A 19,688-nucleotide genomic window follows, 5' to 3' on the forward strand; every position below is an offset into this window, starting at 1 on the left:
GCGTGATCAGGCGACGTCGAGGTCGACCGTGATGTTGCCGCGGGTGGCCTTGGAGTACGGGCAGACCTGGTGGGCCTTCTCGACGAGCTCCTTGGCGGTGGCGGCGCTCACGTTCGGGATCTTCGCGGAGATCTTGACGATGATCCCGAAGCCCTCGGCGTTCTTGCCGATACCGACCTCGGCGGTGACCGTCGAGCCCGAGATGTCGGCGCCCTCCTGGCGGGCGACGACACCGAGCGCACCCTGGAAGCAGGCGCTGTAACCGGCGGCGAAGAGCTGCTCGGGGTTGGTGCCCTCGCCGGACCCGCCCATCTCCTTGGGCGGGTTCACGACGACGTCGAGCTTGCCGTCGTTGGTGGCGACGCGGCCGTCACGCCCGTTCTCGGCGGTGGCGACGGCGGTGTACAGGACGTCGGACTGCTGGATCGACATGTAAGAGGTTTCCTCCTGTGATGCGCCGCGACTCGCGCCCACGATCGCGGCGGACTGGAGGTGAGCCTATCGGGTGAGCGAAACGATCATCTTTCCGGTGTTCTCACCGCGCAGCATGCCGAGGAACGCCTCGACGCCGTTCTCCATGCCCTCGACGACGGTCTCCCGGTACTTGAGCTCGCCGGAGGCCAGCCAGCCGGCGACCTCCTTGACGAACTGCGGCTGGAGCTCGCGGTGGTCGTTCACGAGCATGCCCTGGAGGCGCAGCCGCTTGCCGATGACCAGGGCGAGGTTGCGCGGCGCGGGGGTCGGCTCGGTGCTGTTGTACTGGGCGATCATGCCGCAGATGGTGGCGCGGCCGTGCACGTTGAAGGAGGAGATCGCGGCCTCCAGGTGCTCGCCGCCGACGTTGTCGAAGTAGACGTCGATGCCGTCCGGGGCGGCTTCCTTGAGCTGGGCGGCGACGGGGCCGTTCTTGTAGTTGAAGGCGGCGTCGAAGCCGTACTCCTCGGTGAGGAGCTTGACCTTCTCGTCGGAGCCGGCCGAGCCGATGACCCGGGAGGCGCCCCTGAGCTTCGCCATCTGGCCGACCTGGCTGCCGACGGCGCCGGCCGCGCCGGAGACGAAGACGACGTCGCCCTCCTTGAAGGACGCCACGTCGAAGAGGCCGGCGTAGGCGGTGAGGCCGGTCATGCCGAGGACGCCGAGGTAGGCGGAGAGGGGGGCGAGGGAAGCGTCGACCTTGGTGGCGTGCTTGGCGTTCACCTCGGCGTACTCGCGCCAGCCGAGGCCGTGCAGGACGTGGTCGCCGACCGCGAAGCCCTCGGCGCGGGACGCGATGACCTCACCGACGGCGCCGCCGTCCATGGGCTGGTCGAGCTGGAACGGCGGCACGTACGACTTCACGTCGTTCATGCGGCCGCGCATGTACGGGTCGACCGAGAAGTGCAGGTTGCGCACGAGGATCCGGCCCTCGGCCGGCTCGGCGACGGGCGCCTCGCGGAGGGCGAAGTCCTCGGGCTTGGGCCAGCCGTGCGGGCGGGCGACGAGGTGCCATTCGCGGCCGGACGCGGGAAGAGCGGACATGCTGCGGTGCCTCCTGGGATTGCTTCAGGTGTTATTTCATTACCTGAAACAACAATGCGCCTGGATATTTCAGGTTGTCAAGTAAGTGGGTATCCTGGTGTGCATGTCCAGCAGACGCACAGACCCGCTCACCCTCGAAGTGGTCGAGCTCATCGGCACGGTGGTGACCCGCTACCACGAGGAGTACGAGCAGGCCGCCGCGCAGCACGCGCTGACCGGCGCGCAGGCACGCGTCCTGGGGCTGCTCGCCCTGGAGCCCACGCCGATGCGGCGCATCGCGCAGTCGCTGCGGTGCGAGCCGTCGAACGTGACCGGCATCGTGGACCGGCTGGAGGCGCGCGGCCTGGTGGAGCGCCGCCCCGACCCGGCGGACCGCCGGGTGAAGATCGCCGCCGCGACGGACGAGGGCCGCGCGACGGCCCGCCGCCTCCGGGACGCCCTCGACTTCGCCCGCGAACCCCTGGCCGCCCTCTCGGAGGAGGAGCGGACCGCCCTGCGCGACCTGCTGCGGCGGATGGTGGGGGCGGAGGGGGCGTAGGGGCCGGCCGGCGCATCCCGGGGCGGACGGAGGGTCTACCGACCGGGCGCTAGACGCACCACCACAGGAACCAGTCGCACGACTCGGTCGGTGTCGGGTCCGGGGTCGGTTCCGCCGGGGGCGGGTCATTGGGGGCCGGGTCGTCCGGGGCCGGGTCGTCCGGGTTTCCGGGGTCGTCCGGGTTGTCGGGGTTGCCGGGGTTGTCCGGGGGCGGGTCCGCCGGGGCGGGCTCGTCCGGCGCCGGGGCGTCCGGGGCGCCCGGCTCGTCGGGGTCGCCCGACGGCTGCGGGGCCGACGAGCCGGTGCCCGGCTCGCCGGAGCGCCCCGGGACGGACGCGCCGGGCGCGCGCGACGGGGCGCCGGACGCCTCGCCATCGGTGCCGGGGCCGTCCTCGGGGTCGTCCGGCGCGGAGGTCGTCGACACCGGTTCGTTCACCGGGCTCGGGCCGTCCGGCGCCTGGGAGCCCTCCGGCTGCTCGGGCAGCGGCTCCGGCACGGCCGGGTCCTCCTGCCGTACGGCCGTGGCCGCGCCCTTCTCTCCGGGGTGCTCGATCGCCAGCTCTGCCAGGCTCAGCAGACCGGCCGCCAGGATCAGGGACACCACCCCGATCAGCACCTTGCGCCCCCGCCGCCTGCGGGCCCGGCGCCCCGCCGAGCGCGTCCGCCGGTCGGGCTGGGCGCGGCGCGCCTGGCCACGGGCACGACGAGGCCCCGCAGGCGGATGCTCCTCGTCCCGGTCCAGCTCGTAGACGTGCTCCGCCGCGGGTACGTGCGGTTCGTCGCGCCGAAGCTCCTCGACAGGCGTACCGCACCCGGCACAGGCCAGGGCGCCGTTGAGGTGCCTCTGACACTGGTGGCAGTAATCCATGGCGCCCGCAGATTATGCGGCCCCGGGACACCGGAGATACCCGCGCCTGTGAGGATCCTGTGTGGAAACGGCCAACGCCCGGCGCGCCGCTCGATTCATGAGGAACGGGCAGGATGTCGGCATGACGCCCGCCGGCACGCCCTCCGCCCCATTTGGCCCGCTCGACTTCCAGCTCGTCCTGCTGCGGCGGATGGCCGACCACCAGCCCGGCCTCGTCGAGGATGCCCGCCGCGAGCTGGGCGTGTCGATCGCGGACATGCGGGAGGCCAACCGCCGCTGGCAGGCCATGACCCGCTCCCCCAGGTCCCGCGGCGCGCTCGCCCGCTACCGCTCCGTGCTCGGCGAGCCCGAGTCCCGTACCCGCCGCACCATCGGCGACCTGGAGTGCGACGCGCTGCTGTGGCCCGTGCCGCTCTGGCCGGACCTCCGCTTCGAGGTGCTGGCCGCGCCCGGCGGCGGCCCGGTGTGGAACGAGTGGCTCGTCCGGGCCCCGGGGGCGGCCGGTCCCGAGCTGCGTACGCTCGCCGACCTGCGCCCCTGGAGCTGCACCGTCGACGAGGTGGCCCGCGCCTTCCCGCCGGCCCGCCCGCTGGAGGGCAGCGCGCCGACGCGGTGGCGGCTGGCGTTCACGCCGCCGGACGGCCAGCCGTGCGTGGCGGAGTTCACGTGGGGGCTGCTGCAACGGCTCCTCCAGCTCCGCGCGAAGTAGCTCCTTCGGCCCCTGTCTGTCACCCCGTCAGCTCCCCCGGCGCGCGCCGCACGCCCCGTGATCGCACGATGCGAGGACGTACCGCTCCTGGGAGGATCCGCACCGTGACCGTCAGTCTCGAGCAGTTGCGCCGCTGCCATGTCGCCGTCGACCTGGGGGCCGCCAGGACCCGGGTCTTCGTCAAGGGTGTCGGGCTCGTCGTCGACGAGCCGAGCGTCGCCGCCGTCAACACCCGTACCGGGGCGCTGATCGCCGTCGGCGAGTTCGCGGAGAAGATGACCGGCCGCACCCCCGATTACATCCGCGTCGTACGCCCCGTCTCCGGCGGCAGCGTCGTCGACATCGAGATGGCCCAGCGGATGCTGCGCCACCTCCTCGGCGAGAAGCTCCGCCGCCAACTGCGCCGCAAGCCGATGCTGCGCGCCGCCGCCTGCACCCCGCACGACAGCGACCCGCTCGCCCAGCGCGCCACGGTCGAGACGCTCGTCGGGCTCGGCGCCCGCCGCGTCGAGCTGGTCGACACGCTGATCGCGGCGGCCGTCGGCTGCGGTCTGCCGGTGGAGCAGCCGACCGCCACCATGATCCTGGTGTGCGGGGCGGCCACCACGCAGGTCGCCGTGCTGTCGCTGGGCGCGATCGTCACCGCCGAGCGCATCCCGGTCGGCGGCAACGCCATCGACCACGCCGTCATCCAGTACCTGCGCCACCAGCACGAGCTGATGCTGCCCAGCCAGTCCGTACGCCCGCTCCAGCTCGCCCTGCACGGCAACGGCCTCACTCCGGGCGGCCCGGCGTCCACGGAGATCCACGGGCGGGACGTGGCGACCGGACTGGCCCGTTCCGTGCTCGTCGACACCGCCGCCGTACGCCAGGCGCTGCACACCCCGCTGACGGCCGTGCTCGACGGCATCGGGAAGGTGCTGCGCGACTGCCCGCCCGACCTGGTCGCCGACCTCGTCGACCGCGGCATCATGATGGTCGGCGGCAGCGCCCTGCTGCCCGGCCTCGACCAGATGCTGCGCAACGCGACCGGGATGCCCGTGCGGATCGCGGAACGGCCCGACATCTGCGCCGTCCTGGGGCTCGGGGCCATGCTGGAGGGCCGCATCGAGCCCCTCACGCTGGACCCGCTCGCCGAGGCCGAGTGACGCGAGTGACGGACGAGTGACCACCGAGTGACCGCGGGCGGGCTCCCGGCGCTGCTCGAAGCGGTACTGAACGTCGGTACCGACCTGGAGCTGCGCACCACCCTCCAGCGCATCGTGGAGTCCGCCGCCGAACTGACGGACGCGCGGACCGGCACCCTCACGGTCGTCGACCCCGACCCCGACCGCGGCCGGCCGGCCGACGTGTACAGGGTGGGCATGAGCGAGGCGGACTCGCTGCCCGACAAGCCGGGCGACCTCGCCGTACCGATCCGCGTCCACACCGACGTGTTCGGGCACCTCCGCCTCACCGGCAAGCGCGGCGGGCCCTTCACCGACGAGGACCTGGCGATGCTGCGCGTCCTGGCCTCGCAGGCGGGCATCGCCATCGGCAACGCCCGGCTGTACGAGACGGCCCGGCAGCGCGAGCGGTGGATCGAGGGCGCGGCGGCCGTGACGACGGCGCTGCTGACCGGTGAGGCGGCCGCCGACGCGCTGACCACCGTCGCCGAGCGGGCCCGGCTGCTCGCCGGCGCGGCGGCGGGCGTGGTCCTCCAGCCCACCACCGAGGGCGGGATGGAGATCGTCGCCGCCTCGACGCCGCACGACCCGGGCGACCTCGTCGGCACGACGATCGAGCCGGGCTCGCCCGTCCTGGTCCAACTGCTGGGCGGCGAGCCGGTCTTCATCGAGGACTCGGCCACCGATCCGCGTATGACGACCCACGTCCGCACCCGGTTCGGGCCGTCGATGATGCTGCCGTTGCAGAGCGGCGGGCAGCTCATCGGCACCCTCGCCCTGCCGCGCCGGCGCGGCGGCCCCCCGTACACGGCGGTGGAGCGGCTGCTGGCGTCGCAGTTCGCCTCCCAGGCCGCGCTCGCGCTGGTCCTCGCGGACGCGCAGGCCGACCGGGAGCGGCTCGCCGTGTACGAGGACCGCGACCGGATCGCCCGTGACCTGCACGACCTGGTGGTGCAGCGGCTGTTCGCCACGGAGATGATGCTGGAGTCCACGCGGCGGCGGGCGGCCCCGGAGACGGCGGAGCTGCTGGGCCGGGCGGTGGACGAGCTGGACTCCACCATCCAGGAGGTCCGCACGGCCATCTTCGCGCTCCAACAGCCCCCGGCCGAGGCGCCCCGCTCCTTCCGGGGCCGGGTGCTGCGCGAGACCGGCGGCGCGGCGGTGCCGCTGGGCTTCCAGCCGTCGGTCCACTTCACCGGCCCGGTGGACACCCTGGTCACCGGGCCGGTGGCCGACCGGCTCCTCGCCGCCCTGCGCGGCGCCCTGGCGGCGGCGCACCGCCGCGAGGGCCTGACGTCGGTGGACGTCCAGGTCGACGCCACGGCCACCCTCCCGGACGGCCGCCCCGGCGTCCGCCTCACGGTCACCGACGACGGCACCCGGGACGACGGCACCCGGGGTACGACGGTCACGTGGCAGTCCCCGCACGACGGGGCGGACGCCGAACGGGACTGAGCAGTGCGACGGCGCCGAACCGGACTGAGCGGCGCTCGCGGTTCTGGTACCTGGAGGGGTGCTCGAAGGCGGGCCGTACCCGGGATGAGCGGCGCTGGAACTGCGGCGAAAAGCACAGGTGGCATCGCTTCCCCCCGGGCGTCGGCGGGGAGAATGGTGGGGCCCGTGACCACGGATGAACAGGCTTGTGCAGCGATGCGAGGAGGACGACGAGTGAGTTCGCTCTTTCCGGCCCTGGACGCCGGCTCCGGACGGCCCGCGCTGCGGTTCGGGGACCGCTCGCTGACGTACGGCGAGCTGCGCGCCGCCGCGAGCTCGTTGGCCGCCCGGCTCGACGGGGCGGAACGCGTCGCCGTATGGGCCACGCCCACGCTGGAGACCGCCGTCGCGGTGGTCGCCGCGCTGCTCGCCGGCGTACCGGCCGTACCGCTCAACCCGAAGACGGGTGAGCGGGAACTGACGCACATCGTCACCGACAGCCGGCCCGCACTCGTCCTGGCCGCGCCGGGCGACGAACTGCCGGACCCCATCGTGGGCTTGGCCCGGATCGACGTCACCCCGGACGTGGCCGGGGACGGGCCCCTGCCCGCCGAGCCGGCCGACCCGGAGGCCGCCGCGCTCGTCGTCTACACCTCCGGCACCACCGGCCCGCCCAAGGGCGCCGTCCTGCCCCGCCGCGCCATCGCCACCACGCTCGACGCCCTGGAGGACGCCTGGGCGTGGACGTCCGACGACGTCCTCGTGCACGCCCTGCCCCTCTTCCACGTCCACGGGCTGATCCTGGGCGTCCTGGGCCCGCTGCGGCGCGGCGGATCGGTGCGCCACCTGGGCAGGTTCACGACCGGCGGCGTGGCGCGGGAGCTGGCGGGCGGCGGGACCATGCTGTTCGGCGTCCCGACGATGTACCACCGCATCGCCGAAGCCCTGGACGACGACCCGCAGTTGGCGAAGGCGCTCGCGGGCGCGCGGCTGCTGGTGTCCGGCTCGGCGGCGCTGCCCCTTCACGACCACGAGCGGATCGCCGCGCTGACGGGGCGGCGGGTGATCGAGCGGTACGGCATGACGGAGACGCTCATGAACACCAGCGTCCGGGCGGACGACGTGGAGCCGCGCACCGGCTCGGTCGGCGTGCCGCTGCGGGGGGTCGAGCTGCGGCTGGTGGACGAGGAGGACGGGGCCGAGATCACCGCGTACGACGGGGAGACGGTCGGCGAGATCCAGGTGCGCGGCCCGAACCTGTTCACCGGCTATCTCAACCGCCCCGACGCCACGGCCGCCGCCTTCGACGGGACCTGGTTCCGCACCGGAGACATGGCGGTCCGGGACGCGGACGGGTCGGTACGGATCGTGGGGCGCAAGGCGACCGACCTGATCAAGAGCGGCGGGTACAAGATCGGCGCGGGCGAGATCGAGAACGCCCTCCTCGACCACCCGGGCGTGCGTGAGGCGGCCGTGACCGGCGAACCGGACCCCGACCTGGGCGAGCGGATCGTGGCGTGGGTGGTCCCCGCCGACCCCTCGCGGCCCCCGTCCGAGGAGGAGCTGGCCGGCCATGTGGCGGCGCAGCTCGCCCCGCACAAGCGGCCCCGGACCGTCCGCTACCTCGACGTCCTGCCCCGCAACGACATGGGCAAGATCATGAAGCGGGCGCTTCATGGCTGAGCGCAGCTCGGCGCGCGAGGTCATCGCGCTGGTCACCGACTCCTTCGCGGAGCACACGCCGCCCGCCCGGACGTGCGCGCCCGACGGGCCGCTGGGCTGGGAGGGTTACGGCGCTTCGCGCGCCCGCGCGGCCGACCGCACGGGCGAGGCGGAGTCGGTCGTGTACGGCACGGCGACCGTCGGCGGCCGCCGCTGCGCGGTCCTGGCCTTCGAGTTCGGGTTCCTCGGCGGCTCCCTGGGCGAGCGGGCCGGTGACCGGCTGGAGGCGGCGTACCGGCTGGCGCGCGAGGAGCGCGTCCCGCTGGTCTCGCTGGTCGCGACCGGCGGCAGCCGGATGCAGGAGGGCATGGTCGCGCTCACCCAGCTCCAGCGGGTGGCCCGCGAGTCGGTGCTGCTTCGGGAGGCGGGCGTACCGCACATCGCAGTGCTGCGCGACCCGGCGACCGGCGGCGGCTGGGCGACGGTGGGTGCGGGCGCGGATGTGATCCTGGCGCTGCCCGGGGCGCAGATCGGGTTCGCCGGGTCGCGGGTGCGGCCGCCGGACGCCGACCCGGCCGCGTACACGGCCGAGGGCCAGTCGGCGGCGGGGCACGTCGACGCGGTCGTACGGCCGGAGGAGCTGCGCGGGGTGGTCGCGGCGTGGGTGGCGGCGCTCACCGGGCCCGCCCCGGAGGTCCCGCCGCCCGCCGCCCTTTCGGACACGCCCCTGCCCGGCAGCGGCTGGGAGGCGGTGCTCCAGGCCCGCGATCCCGGGCGGCCCCGGGCGGAGGCGTACCTGGACGCGTACTTCACGGACCGGCTGCCGCTCACCGGTGACCGCTGCGGCGGTACGGACCCGGGGCTGCTGTGCGGCGTGGGGCTGCGCCCCGGGGGCGGGGCGGTGGCGTACGTGGCGCAGTGCGGCACGGCGACCCGGCCGGCCGGGTACCGCACGGCCGCCCGGGTGATCCGCCTCGCCGACCGGCTCGGCGTCCCGGTGCTGACCCTCGTCGACACTCCGGGCGCCGCGAACGACGCGGAGGCGGAGCTGGCGGGCGCGGGGGCGGCCATCGCGGAGGCGTTCGCGGCCGTCGCGGGGGCGCGGGTGCCGGTGACGACGCTCCTGATCGGCGAGGGCGGCTCGGGCGGCGCGCTGGCGCTGGCGGCGCCGGGCAACACGTGGGCCACGCCGGACAGTTACTTCTCGGTGATCGCCCCGGAGTCGGCGGCGGCCATCCTCAAGCGCCCGCCGGACCAGGCCCCGCGCACGGCCGAGCAGCTCCGCCTGCGCCCCCAGGACCTGGTGGAACTGGGGATCGTACGCGGCATCGTGTGACGGGCGCCCCCGCCCTCACCCCTCCGTGACGCAGTCCTCGGCCAGGACGCCCGCCCCGGCGACGTCGAGGGCGGCGGTCAGTGCGTCGAGGCGGGCGCGCAGCTCGCGGACCTCCTCCAGCGGCATCCCCGTCGCGGCGGCGATCCGGCGCGGCACGCCGAGGGCCCGCTCGCGCAGCCCGGTCCCGGCGGCGGTGGGCCGTGCGGTGACGGACCGCTCGTCCTCGGCGCTGCGCCGCCGCTCGACGTACCCGGCCGCCTCCAGCCGCTTGAGCAGCGGCGACAGGGTGCCGGAGTCGAGGCGCAGGTGCTCGCCGATCTGCTTGACGGGCAGCTCGCCGTGCTCCCAGAGGACCAGCATCACCAGGTACTGGGGGTAGGTCAGGCCGAGGTCCTTGAGGACGGTGCGGTAGACGCCGTTGAAGGCGCGCGTGGCGGCGTGCAGCGAGAAGCAGATCTGGTGGTCGAGGCGGAGGAAGTCTTCGTCCCGCACGGTGCCGAGTGTGTCCATGGTCTCAGGGTAACGCGACGCGATTCAGTTGTGCACAACTAAATAGTGCGCTACAAATAATGCGGCACGCAACCAAGTCCCACCGCGAGAGGACACCCCTCATGGACGCGCTCTACACCGCAGTCGCCACCGCCAACGGCCGCGAAGGCCGCGCCGTCAGCTCCGACGGCCAGATCGACCTCCCGCTCGGCTTTCCCCAGGCCCTGGGCGGCAACGGCCAGGGCACCAACCCCGAGCAGCTCTTCGCCGCCGGGTACGCGGCGTGCTTCGCGAGCGCGATGGGCGCGATAGGCCGCCAGGAGAAGATCGACGTCAAGGACGCCTCCGTCACCGCCGAGGTCAGCATCGGCAAGGACACCGACGGGGGCTTCGGCCTCGCGGTCGTGATGCGCGTCGAGCTGCCGGACCACCTCCAGGGCGAGGCCGGCCGCGACCTGCTGGAGAAGACGCACGCGTACTGCCCCTACTCCAAGGCCACGCGCGGCAACATCCCCGTCCAGCTCGTCATCGAGTGACGGTCATGTCCAGCCGGCGCGTGCGGTAGCTGTCGCCGTCGAGCGTGATGACCTCCGCGTGGTGGGCCAGCCGGTCCACCGTCGCGGAGGCCGTCGCGCTGTCGCCGAACACCTCGTCCCAGCGGCCGAGCGGCCGGTTGCTGGTGACGATCAGCGAGGCCCGCTCGTAGCGGCGCGAGACGAGCTGGAAGAAGAGGTGCGCCACCTCGGGCTCGAAGGGCACGTAGCCGACCTCGTCCACGACGAGCACCGGATACGCGTCCAGCCGGGCCAGCTCCTTGCGCAACCGCCCGGCGGCCTTGGCGTCCGCGAGCCGGGCGCCCCACTCGGCGGCGGTGCCGAACAGCACCTGGTGGCCGGCCTGACAGGCCCGTACGCCGAGCGCGATGGCCAGGTGCGTCTTGCCGGTGCCGGGGCCGCCGAGCAGCACCACGTTCGCCTTCCGCTCGACGAAGTCCACCTTCCCCAGCCGGGCGATCACCTGCGGCCCGGGCGCCCGCAGATGCCCGTCGTCGAACATCTCCAGCACCTTCCGGGCCGGGAACCCGGCCGCCTCGATCCGCGCCTCCGCCCCGGCCTCGGACCCCTCCGCGCGGTTGTCCCGCTGCCCGGGGATGACCACCGCCGCCGGCGCCTCCTTCACGGTGTGCACCTTCGCCTCGTGCGCGGCCATGGGCCCGGACATGTACGCGAGGATCGCCGCGGAGGCGATGAACGCCATGTGGATGACCGTCCCCCAGAGCAGGTCGTGCCGGGGCGTGTGGTGGACGTCGACGAACATCTGGAGCAGGTGCACCGAGGAGATCCCGACGATGGCGGTCGCCAGCTTGACCTTCAGCACGTTGGAGTTGACGTGCGACAGCCACTCGGGCTGGTCGCGGTGCCCCTGGAGGCCGATCCGGGAGACGAAGGTCTCGTACCCGCCGACGATCACCATGATCAGCAGATTGGCGATCATCACCACGTCGACCAGCTTGAGCACCGCGAGCATCACGTGCGTCTCGTCCGCGTGCCCGCTGATGACGTGGTGGATGAGGTGCCACAACTCGTTGAAGAACTTGTAGACGTACACGCCCTGCGCGGCCACCAGCCCGAAGTACAGCGGCGCTTGAAGCCACCGGGTGGCGAACAGGGCGCACCCCAGGGTGGTCATGTTCGACGGGGACGAGGTGGGACGGGACACGAGACCTCCAACGGCCGGGAGGTTCGTCATTCTTGTGCGTGGCCGCCGACAATCTGAATTCGAGCCACTCGTTGGGATTAATAGAATTCCAGTAGGACAGGTCCTCCTGACAGCGGGGGCAAGGCGAACGTGCCGCGGAGCAGCCTGCGACGGACCGCGCATGGCTACAAGTCGCCATGCGTACACATCAGTTGAGGTCACCCGGCCAGGGGGCCGTCTGCGCCATCTCCAGTGCCATGCGCAGTTCCAGGGTGCTGCGCGGCGCGGATGACGCGGGGAGGAGCTCCTCCGCGCGCTTGACGCGGTAGGTGACGGTGTTGCGGGCGACGTGAAGGCGCTCGGCGGCCGCCTTCAGACCGCGCTCCTCGTCGATGTAGACGCGCAGTGTTTCGCGCAGCTCCCGCATCCGGGCGCCCTCGGAGGCGAGCGGGCCGAGGACGTCCTGGACGAACCAGCGTGCCTGTTCGGGCTGCGCGGTCGCCAGGGCCACCAGCCGGTGGTGGCGGTAGTCGAACAGCCAGTCGTCACCGGCCGCGAGGAGGGCGACGCGCTGGGCCTGGAGGGCGCACAGGTGACTGCGGCGCATCCCCTGGGGGCCCTGCGCCGCCGGGCCGAGGGCGACGCGCACCCCGTGCGGGGCCTCGACCCCCGCCCTGAGCCGCTCGGCCCGGTCGGGGGCGTCTTCGCCGGCGAGGGCGAACCACGCCCACGCACTCGTGTCACCGGCCGCGATCAGCAGCATTCCGGCCGAGCCGATGACGCGGGCCATCGCCGTCGCCGTACGGTGCAGCCGCTGCGCGGCGGGCACGGTGGCCCCCGTGTCGTCGTCGCACCACAGCACGGCCGCGACATGGGTACGGGAGAGGTCGTAGCGCAGCCGGCGCGTGGCGGCCCCGGCGTCGACCGGGCGTCCGGCGAGCAGGTCGTCGACGACCGCGCGGCGGGCGGCCTCGTCGCTGCCGCGCCAGCGGTCCCGTTCGGCGATGTACTCCTCGGCCATCAGACTGGCGTGTGCGTCGGCGTAGGTGAACAGCAGGTCGCTGACGCGCCGCAGCTCCGCCAGGCGCATGTCGTCCGGTACGTGTTCCTCGATGGCGGCCGCCAGGTCGTGCGCCAGCCGCGCGTGCCCGAGCCTCACACCGCGCAGGACCCGGTCGAGGGGGATGCCGCGGCGGGCGAACTCGCGGCATCCCTCCGCCGTTTCGTCGGTCAGCGTGACCAGGCGCGGTGGTGATTCGGCCAGCAGCAGCCGCAGCGCGCCCAGTACGGCCGACTCGGTGGAGCGCCGCAGGGTCGTCACAGCGGACGGGCCACCACCGTGCTCGGGGACCTGTTCGAGGATCTCGGCCGCCATGGCGTCGGCGGTCCGCACCGCCCACCCGACCGGGCCCGCGCCGAGGGCCCGCGCCGCCGCCCCGGTCGTCGCCCCGGTCGTCGCCGGGAGTACGGGGTGGACCTCCCGACGCGGGTCGGGACGAAGCCGCAGGATCCATTGCCGGGTCACGAGCCGTGCCCTCCCATCCCTCTGTCGCGTACCGCTACCGTCAGGTGATCACGTCGGCGGCGGCCCGGCCAGCGAGCGTGCCCATGGAGAGCTGGTCGCAGAACGCCGCCACCAGGCCGGGTACGTCCTCCATGCGGGCGGCGCCGCCGAAGACGTAGTGGTCGGGGCGCAGGAGCAGAGCCTGTTGGCCCATCCCGCCCAGGTACGAACGGTAGGTGCCGTCCAGGTCGACGACATCGGCCGGGCCGTCGGCCGTGGGGTCGCCGGTGACCGTCAGCAGGCGGATGCCGAGCCGCTCGCACCGGGCGCGGGTTTCGTCGTCGAGCACGCCACGGGGGTCGCCCGTCGCGAGCAGTGTCAGGCCGGTGCCGACGACCTGGTCGAACAGGCCCGTACGGCCCTGGTGGCACACCCGTCCCTGCCGGCCGAGCCGGCCCGCCGGTTCCTGCGGGGCGCCGTCGGCGCCGCGGGCGAGCAGCCCGCCGGTGAGGGTCTGCGGCGGCATGCCGGCCAGCGGGTCGCGCCGGGCCCGCTGGTCGGCGAGCATCCGGGCGTCGCGCTCCGCCGCGGCGGCCGGGTCCGGCTCGCAGATGATCCGGCCCAGGTGGACGGAGAGCTCGATGGCGTGCCGCAGGTGCTGGGACCGCTCGGTGGTGTACGTGTCCAGCAGCGCCTCGTCGGCGCTTCCGGACAGCACGAGGTCCAGCTTCCACGTCAGGTTGGCGGCGTCCCTGATGCCCGAGCACATGCCCTGGCCGGCGAACGGCGGCATCTGGTGGGCGGCGTCACCGGCCAGCAGCAGGCGCCCTTCGCGCCAGGAGTCGGCCCACCGGGCCTGGAAGGTGTAGACGGCGTGGCGTTCCAGCGTGGCGTTTCCGGGGTGCAGGTCCCACGGCGCGAGGAGCTTCCACGCGGTGTCCGCCCGGTTGAGCTCGGCGATCGTCTCGCCGGGCAGCCGCATGAACTCCCAGCGGCGGCGGCCCGGTCCGCCGGAGACGACCGTGCTGGGCCGCGCCGGATCGCAGACCTGGAGGTTGCGGGGCGACCACACCCGGTCCCGGTCGTGCGGGACGACGTCGAGGACGAGCCAGTCGTACTGGAACCCGAGGTCGGTGATCGAGGTGCGCATGCGGGACCGTACGAAGCTGTTCGCGCCGTCGCAGCCGACGACGTACGCCGCACGCAGCGTGCGGCGCTCACGGACCCCGTCGCGGAGCAGCGGCTCGTCCCCGGCGCTCGCCGCCACGGTCAGGTGCACGGCGGCCGGCCGCTCGTCGATGTCCACGGCTTCCCAGCCGCGCAGGATGTCGACGCCGGGCAGGGCGCGGGCGTGGTCCTCCAGGGCGGCTTCGAGGCGGGGCTGGGTGAAGACGTTCATGAACGGCCAGCCGGAGTGGCTGGTGTCGTCGAAGGCGAGGCGCAGCAGGGTCTGACCCTCGCCGTTGCGCCACTCGTAGTCCTCGGCGGGCTCGCTGAGCGTGGGCAGCACGTCGGCCGGCCCGAGTGAGGCCAGGATGCGGGCGACCTCGTGGTCGAAGACCACCGCGCGCGGCAGTGGGTAGGGCTCGGGCCAGCGTTCGACGACGCCGACCCGGCGGCCGCGCGAGCCGAGCTGGATGGCCGTGGTGAGCCCGACGGGACCCGCGCCGACGACCAGCACGTCGTAGTCGTATGCGTTTTGCATTTCGTTCCTCCGCGTCAGCCTGCGTCGTGGGAGCCGGTCATCAGCGCGGCGAGGTCTTCGGGGTGGAGGAAGGAGGGCGGCACGGGCGGGCCCCAGTTGTAGAGGGCGCGGACGTCCTCCCATACGCGCGGGGTCCACAACTGGTCGTCGACGATGCAGTCCATGTCGGCGAAGTACTCGGAGAAGTTGCCGGCCGGGTCCTTGAGGTACCAGAAGAAGTTGGAGCCCAGGTGGTGCCGGCCCAGCCCCCACACATGCCGTTCCGGGCGGCCTTCCAGCATCCGGGTGGCGCCGCGGCCGACCTCGTCGACGTCGTCCACCTGCCAGGAGGAGTGGTGCAGGAACGCGATCGGGGCCTGCTGGACCAGGACGTTGTGGTGGTCGGTCGAGCAGCGCAGGAACGCCGCGCCGGGCACGAGGTCGCTCACCTTGAAGCCCAGCCCCTCGGTGAAGAACCGCTGCGACGCCTCCTGGTCGGTCGACCCGAGCACCACGTGCCCCAGCCTGCGCGGTCGCACGGCGCCCTCGCGGAGCACGCCCGGAGCGCGGACGTCGGGCCGCTCGGGGCGTCCCGGTGAGTTGTACGGGACCGGGGCGGGCGCGGGCTGGACGACGCGGGGCTGGACCTCGACGGTGACGGTGACCTCGGTGCCGGGGTCCACCGCGCGCAGGGCGTGGGTGTCGCGGACGAAGGGCACCTCCAGCTTGCCCAGGGCGGCGCTGATGCGGCCCAGGTCGTCCGGGTCGTCGGCGGCGACGACCAGTTCCTCCAGACGGCGGCGGGCGGCGTGGACGATCTTCAACTGCTCGCCTCCGTCGGTGGAGGCGAAACGGCCGCCGCCGAGGTCGGTGAGGCCGAAGTCGGCGTAATAGGCGGCGGTCGCGTCGACTTCGGGCACGCCCATGGTGATGCGGGCGAGGCGGTGCAGGGCCATGGCAGGCTCCTTCGGGGGTCAGAGTGCGTGGGGGCCGTCGGGGTGGCCGGGGCCGGCGACCAGCGGGTTGCGGAGGGAGCCGATGCCGTCGATCCAGCTATGCAGCTCCTCACCGGGGGCGAGGAACCGTCGCGGGTCGCGGGCGCCGCCGACACCGGCCGGGGTGCCGGTGAAGACCAGGTCGCCGGGCAGGAGCGGGCAGATCCGGGAGATCCAGGCGATCTGCTCGGCCACGGAGAAGATCATCCGGCTGGTGCGGGACTCCTGCATGGTCTCCCCGTCGACCGCGCAGCCCAGGGCGAGGTCATCGGGGTCGTCGAACTCGTCGGGGGTCACCAGCACCGGACCGGTCGGGCTGAACCCGGGGAACGACTTGCCCAGCGCGAACTGCGGCGCCGGTCCCTGCAACTGGATCCGGCGCTCGGACAGGTCCTGGCCGAGCGTGAGCCCGGCCACGTGGCGCCACGCGTCCGCCGCCGCGACCCGGTGCGCCTCGGCCCCGATCACCGCGACCAGCTCGACCTCCCAGTCCACGAGCGCGCTGGGCAGCGCGATCGTGTCGTAGGGACCGGCGAGGGACGTGGGGTACTTCGTGAAGACGGACGGCTGGGCCGGGGTGTCGAACCCCGACTCCGCCACGTGGTCGGAGTAGTTCAGCGCGACGGCGAAGACCTGTCGCGGCCGCGGCACCGGGGCGCCGAGCCGCCGCTCCTCGAACGGTACGCGCGCGTGGCCGGCCGTCCCGGGCGACCGGGCCCAGTCCAGGAACTCGGCCCAGCGGTCGAACACGGCCTGCGGGTCGGACGGGAACAGTCCGCCGCTGGCATCGTGCACGTCCACGGCACCGTCGTCGTCGACGAGCACGAGTCGGCCATCGAGATTGGCTGTGCGCATGGCACACCTCCGCGGGAGTCGGGCTTGGGAAAGTCTTGGGAAAGGGGGCTGAGAGATTCGCGTGCGGGGCTATCGGTCCGAGGCCCGGCACCAGCGCATGAGCAGCCGGGAGCCCTTCGCCGTGAGGGCGCTCAACTCCAGGTCGTCGCCCCTCAGACGGACGGCGCGCTCCAGGGTCACTCCCGCCCACGGGGAGTGGTGGCTGGCCTCGACGTGATGGAGCACCGCCCCGTTCGCGGTCCGCTCCCACCGCCCGGCGTACGCCACGGTCCCTCCCGGCTCCCCCGGCACACCGGCGGCCCCACCCGGCAGAGCCGGGTCCGCCGTCAGCAGGGCGCTCATCCAGCCGCCCGCCGTGTACAGCAGCACCCCGCCGGGCCGCTCGCCGAGGGGCCGGGTGATCCCGCCTTCGCGTCCGGCCGAGAACTCCTTGAGGACCCACGCGCCAATCAGGTCGTCCATCGATGCCTCACCCGTCACTCGGAATGTGGCACGAGTCAACCCGCGCGCCCGGCTGCGGCTCTCGGTCCGCAAGGCCAAAAGGACACCGCGGGTCTGTGCCGGCGGCGCAGAGCAGTGCTGGAGCCATCCGTGGGAAAAGCCGGGCGGGAGCGACAAGCCGCCTCGCCGGACACGTAGAGATACAGCACTGAGGCGTCCCACGGGCCGCAGCACCACGCGATACGGGAGTGGACGAGGACTGGCACATGCACGCGCACCCACCCCGGCGCCCCCGGTGGCGCTCGGAAGCGGCCCAGGGCACGGTGACCCGAGCCGAGCTGTTCCTCGACCTGGTCTTCGTGTTCGTCATCACCCAGGTGACGCACGAGGTGGAAGCGCATCCTGGCGCCGAAGGGCTCCTGCACGCCCTGCTGCCGCTGGTGGTCGTGTGGTGGATCTTCCTGGGCTTCGGCTGGCTCACCAACGCGGTGCGACCCGACGCCGTCGAGGTGCGGCTCGTCCTGACGCTGGCCATGGTCGCGTTCTTCATTCTGGGCCTCGACCTGCCCTTCGCCTTCGACCGGAGCGGCCTCGCCTTCCCCCTCGCCTATCTGACGGTCGTCCTCATCCACCTCCTGCTCTACCTCACCTCCAGCGAGCCCTCCGCACGTCGCGCGATCCGCTACAGCTTCCCCTTCAACACGGCGGCCGGGCTGCTGATCCTGCTGGCGCTGTACGTGCCGCCCGCCTGGTCGTGGGCGTGCTGGGGCATCGCCGTCCTCGTCCTCTACCTCCAGCCCGTCCTCGTCCGCATGCAGGGCTTCGTGGTCGAACCCCGCCACTTCGTGGAGCGGTACGGACTGATCCTCCTGATCGTCCTCGGCGAATCCCTCGTCGCCATCGGTATCGGAGCGGGCGGACAGGCCGTCGGCCTCCGGCTGGCCATCGGTGTCACCCTCGGCATCGCGCTCGCCGCGGGGGTCTGGTGGGTGTACTTCGACGAGGACGAGGACCGCGTCGCCGTGGCGCTGGAACGAGCCGGCCTGTCACGGCGGCAGACGATGGCCTGGCTGTTCGGGATCGTCCTGCTCGTGATGGTGATCGGGATCGTCCTGATCGCCGCGGGGATCACCGACGCGCTCCACCACTTCAGCGGCCACGCGCACCCGTGGTGGCTCGGCTGCGGAACCGCCCTCTTCCTCCTGGGCCACGCCGCGCTCAGAGCCGTACTCGGTACCGGGCGGGTCAGGGACCGACTCCTCGGCGCCACTGCCGCGGTCCCCCTGGGCTGGGCCACCTCGTTCGCCGGCTGGGCACCCATGGCGGCCATGACGGCCGTCCTGACGGCCGTCGCCGTCACCGACCACCTCCGACCGGACGACCATGGGCCGCCGGATCCCCCCGCGTCCCTCCCTGATGCGTAAAGGCCCTGCAGCGCTCTCATCCGCCGGACACCCCGACGACCGACGAAGCCCGGCGCGACGGCGTAGCCCGACCGTCCGCCCACCACCGTTTCAGCCCCCCATGGGCCGGCGACGCGATCCGGGACTACCGTTGAACAAAACCCCTCAGCGAGGAGGCCGCCATGGCCGCCGTCGATGAGATCGCACCGGACATCTTCCGCATCACGGTGATGACCGAGCCGGACCAGGACTTCACGACCAGTTTCTTCGTCATCCGAGACGAGGCCCCGACGCTCGTCGAGACCGGATTCCGGCTTTCCTTCGACGAGACCCGGCAAGCCCTGTCCCGCGTCGTTGACCCCTCCACATTGCGCTACCTCGTCGTCCCTCACTTCGAGGGTGACGAGTGCGGGGCGCTCAACCGCTACCTTGACCAAGCGCCGCATGCCGTCCCCGTGGCCTCGCCGATCGGCGTGGCGGTCAACCTCGGCGATTTCGCCCTGCGCGACCCGCTCCCGGTCGACGCTTCCAGCGAACTGGACCTGGGCACGCACCGGCTCCGCTTCCTGATCACGCCATACGTCCACACGTGGGAGTCGATGCTCCCGTACGACCCCACCACCGGCACGATCTTCTGCTCGGACGTCTTCATCGGCCCTGAAGAAGGGCGTGCGATGACCGATGCCGATCAGACCGAGGCGATGATCGAGACGTACAAGACGGTGGGCATCTTCCCTTCCCGAGCCCACCTCGACAGCGCCCTCGACAAGATCGAGGCGGTCCATCCGCGGACGCTCGCCTGCCACCACGGAAGCGTCAAGACCGCGAAGATCGGCACATACCTGCAGGCCCTGCGCGAGCACGACGTCACAGGCGTCACGGAGTGGAACCCCATGCTGGAACCGCCCAGCCGGTGAGACCGGCATCGCCGCGGCGGTCATTCGCGATGACGACGAGGCCGGTCACGGCAGGATCGCTCCGGCCGTGACCGGTCGGCACCCGTCGGCGCGTCAGCGGGCACACACGACGTAGAGGGTGCCGCTGCCCCCGGAGCCGTTGGCCTTCTTCGTGACGGTGCCCTTCCAGCCGACGGGCGTGCCGGAGGAGTTCCGGAAGGGCTCGGTGCGCGCGACGTACATGCTCGCGGTGAGGTCGGCGCCGATGCCCCCGCCTGTGGCCACCCAGCCGGCGGGGCAGGTGATCGTCGCGCTGCCCGTCGTGAAGTACTTCGACTTCACGAGCGGGTGGGAGACCGCGGCGTCGGCCGGGGACGAGTTGACCAGGGCCATGGCGAGGAGGACCGAGGCGGCTGCGCCCAGGCCGTAGCCGGTGCGTCGGGCGGCGGGGCTCATGCTCATGAGGGGTTCCTTTCGAGTGACGGACGGCGG

At 73.0% G+C, this 19,688-nt stretch carries 20 protein-coding genes; 9 read left to right on the forward strand and 11 right to left on the reverse strand.

Going from position 1 to position 19,688, the window contains the following annotated elements; translation table 11 throughout:
* Positions 1 to 6: 6 nt before the first annotated feature.
* Together AB0J57_RS19280 and AB0J57_RS19285 are read right to left on the reverse strand one after the other, a co-directional pair.
* Complete coding sequence (locus tag AB0J57_RS19280; protein WP_366129408.1) at positions 7 to 432, reverse strand: organic hydroperoxide resistance protein; 426 nt, start codon at positions 430 to 432, stop codon at positions 7 to 9.
* 66 nt (positions 433 to 498) lie between these two features.
* Positions 499 to 1,518 carry an NADP-dependent oxidoreductase gene (locus AB0J57_RS19285; RefSeq protein WP_366129409.1) on the reverse strand — a complete coding sequence of 340 codons (1,020 nt, stop codon included), beginning with the start codon at positions 1,516 to 1,518 and terminating at the stop codon, positions 499 to 501.
* 103 nt (positions 1,519 to 1,621) lie between these two features.
* Here AB0J57_RS19285 and AB0J57_RS19290 point away from each other — a divergent pair, with 103 nt between their 5' ends.
* Positions 1,622 to 2,056 carry a MarR family transcriptional regulator gene (locus tag AB0J57_RS19290; protein WP_366129410.1) on the forward strand — a complete coding sequence of 145 codons (435 nt, stop codon included), beginning with the start codon at positions 1,622 to 1,624 and terminating at the stop codon, positions 2,054 to 2,056.
* A gap of 49 nt (positions 2,057 to 2,105) precedes the next feature.
* Here the strand turns inward: AB0J57_RS19290 and AB0J57_RS19295 are convergent, their stop codons facing one another.
* Positions 2,106 to 2,924, reverse strand: coding sequence for a hypothetical protein (locus AB0J57_RS19295; RefSeq protein ID WP_366129411.1), 819 nt, complete (start codon positions 2,922 to 2,924; stop codon positions 2,106 to 2,108).
* A 121-nt stretch (positions 2,925 to 3,045) separates the two neighbouring features.
* Here AB0J57_RS19295 and AB0J57_RS19300 point away from each other — a divergent pair, with 121 nt between their 5' ends.
* From AB0J57_RS19300 to AB0J57_RS19320, 5 genes are all read left to right on the forward strand, one after another.
* Positions 3,046 to 3,633: a hypothetical protein gene (locus AB0J57_RS19300; protein WP_366129412.1), complete on the forward strand. Its 588-nt coding sequence runs from the start codon at positions 3,046 to 3,048 to the stop codon at positions 3,631 to 3,633.
* 104 nt (positions 3,634 to 3,737) lie between these two features.
* Positions 3,738 to 4,781: a rod shape-determining protein gene (locus tag AB0J57_RS19305; RefSeq protein WP_366129413.1), complete on the forward strand. Its 1,044-nt coding sequence runs from the start codon at positions 3,738 to 3,740 to the stop codon at positions 4,779 to 4,781.
* Between the two features lie 27 nt (positions 4,782 to 4,808).
* Positions 4,809 to 6,254: a GAF domain-containing protein gene (locus AB0J57_RS19310; RefSeq protein ID WP_366129414.1), complete on the forward strand. Its 1,446-nt coding sequence runs from the start codon at positions 4,809 to 4,811 to the stop codon at positions 6,252 to 6,254.
* A gap of 213 nt (positions 6,255 to 6,467) precedes the next feature.
* The gene (locus tag AB0J57_RS19315) at positions 6,468 to 7,916 is read left to right on the forward strand and encodes an acyl-CoA synthetase (RefSeq protein ID WP_366129415.1); all 1,449 of its coding nucleotides are present in this window, start codon (positions 6,468 to 6,470) and stop codon (positions 7,914 to 7,916) included.
* Positions 7,909 to 9,231, forward strand: coding sequence for a carboxyl transferase domain-containing protein (locus AB0J57_RS19320; protein WP_366129416.1), 1,323 nt, complete (start codon positions 7,909 to 7,911; stop codon positions 9,229 to 9,231). Before AB0J57_RS19315 ends, AB0J57_RS19320 begins: the two co-directional genes overlap by 8 nt.
* 15 nt (positions 9,232 to 9,246) lie before the next feature.
* Here the strand turns inward: AB0J57_RS19320 and AB0J57_RS19325 are convergent, their stop codons facing one another.
* Entirely contained in the window at positions 9,247 to 9,741 is a 495-nt protein-coding gene (locus AB0J57_RS19325) for a MarR family transcriptional regulator (RefSeq protein WP_366129417.1), read from the reverse strand.
* A 101-nt stretch (positions 9,742 to 9,842) separates the two neighbouring features.
* On the opposite strand from AB0J57_RS19325, the gene AB0J57_RS19330 reads away from it, so the two are divergent.
* The gene (locus AB0J57_RS19330) at positions 9,843 to 10,256 is read left to right on the forward strand and encodes an organic hydroperoxide resistance protein (protein WP_366129418.1); all 414 of its coding nucleotides are present in this window, start codon (positions 9,843 to 9,845) and stop codon (positions 10,254 to 10,256) included.
* Here AB0J57_RS19330 and istB read toward each other — a convergent pair.
* The 6 genes from istB to AB0J57_RS19360 form a co-directional block, all read right to left on the reverse strand.
* Positions 10,246 to 11,439: an IS21-like element helper ATPase IstB gene (istB, locus tag AB0J57_RS19335; protein WP_366129419.1), complete on the reverse strand. Its 1,194-nt coding sequence runs from the start codon at positions 11,437 to 11,439 to the stop codon at positions 10,246 to 10,248. The genes AB0J57_RS19330 and istB overlap by 11 nt on opposite strands.
* 187 nt (positions 11,440 to 11,626) lie before the next feature.
* Positions 11,627 to 12,943 carry a helix-turn-helix domain-containing protein gene (locus AB0J57_RS19340; RefSeq protein ID WP_366129420.1) on the reverse strand — a complete coding sequence of 439 codons (1,317 nt, stop codon included), beginning with the start codon at positions 12,941 to 12,943 and terminating at the stop codon, positions 11,627 to 11,629.
* Positions 12,944 to 12,983: 40 nt separating this feature from the next.
* Entirely contained in the window at positions 12,984 to 14,627 is a 1,644-nt protein-coding gene (locus AB0J57_RS19345) for a bifunctional 3-(3-hydroxy-phenyl)propionate/3-hydroxycinnamic acid hydroxylase (RefSeq protein ID WP_366129421.1), read from the reverse strand.
* A 14-nt stretch (positions 14,628 to 14,641) separates the two neighbouring features.
* Complete coding sequence (locus AB0J57_RS19350) at positions 14,642 to 15,562, reverse strand: VOC family protein (RefSeq protein WP_366129422.1); 921 nt, start codon at positions 15,560 to 15,562, stop codon at positions 14,642 to 14,644.
* 18 nt (positions 15,563 to 15,580) lie between these two features.
* Entirely contained in the window at positions 15,581 to 16,456 is an 876-nt protein-coding gene (locus AB0J57_RS19355) for a fumarylacetoacetate hydrolase family protein (protein WP_366129423.1), read from the reverse strand.
* A gap of 69 nt (positions 16,457 to 16,525) precedes the next feature.
* Positions 16,526 to 16,918, reverse strand: coding sequence for a lipocalin-like domain-containing protein (locus AB0J57_RS19360; RefSeq protein WP_366129424.1), 393 nt, complete (start codon positions 16,916 to 16,918; stop codon positions 16,526 to 16,528).
* Positions 16,919 to 17,163: 245 nt separating this feature from the next.
* Between AB0J57_RS19360 and AB0J57_RS19365 the strand changes: the two genes are divergently transcribed.
* Both AB0J57_RS19365 and AB0J57_RS19370 read left to right on the forward strand, forming a co-directional pair.
* Complete coding sequence (locus AB0J57_RS19365; RefSeq protein WP_366129425.1) at positions 17,164 to 18,321, forward strand: low temperature requirement protein A; 1,158 nt, start codon at positions 17,164 to 17,166, stop codon at positions 18,319 to 18,321.
* 161 nt (positions 18,322 to 18,482) lie between these two features.
* Complete coding sequence (locus tag AB0J57_RS19370; RefSeq protein ID WP_366129426.1) at positions 18,483 to 19,217, forward strand: hypothetical protein; 735 nt, start codon at positions 18,483 to 18,485, stop codon at positions 19,215 to 19,217.
* 93 nt (positions 19,218 to 19,310) lie between these two features.
* Here AB0J57_RS19370 and AB0J57_RS19375 read toward each other — a convergent pair whose 3' ends face one another.
* Entirely contained in the window at positions 19,311 to 19,658 is a 348-nt protein-coding gene (locus AB0J57_RS19375) for a hypothetical protein (protein WP_366129427.1), read from the reverse strand.
* Positions 19,659 to 19,688: the final 30 nt, after the last annotated feature.

Origin of the sequence: Streptomyces sp. NPDC049837, from assembly GCF_040674455.1 — a bacterium.
In the GTDB taxonomy this organism is placed as follows: Bacteria; Actinomycetota; Actinomycetes; order Streptomycetales; family Streptomycetaceae; genus Streptomyces.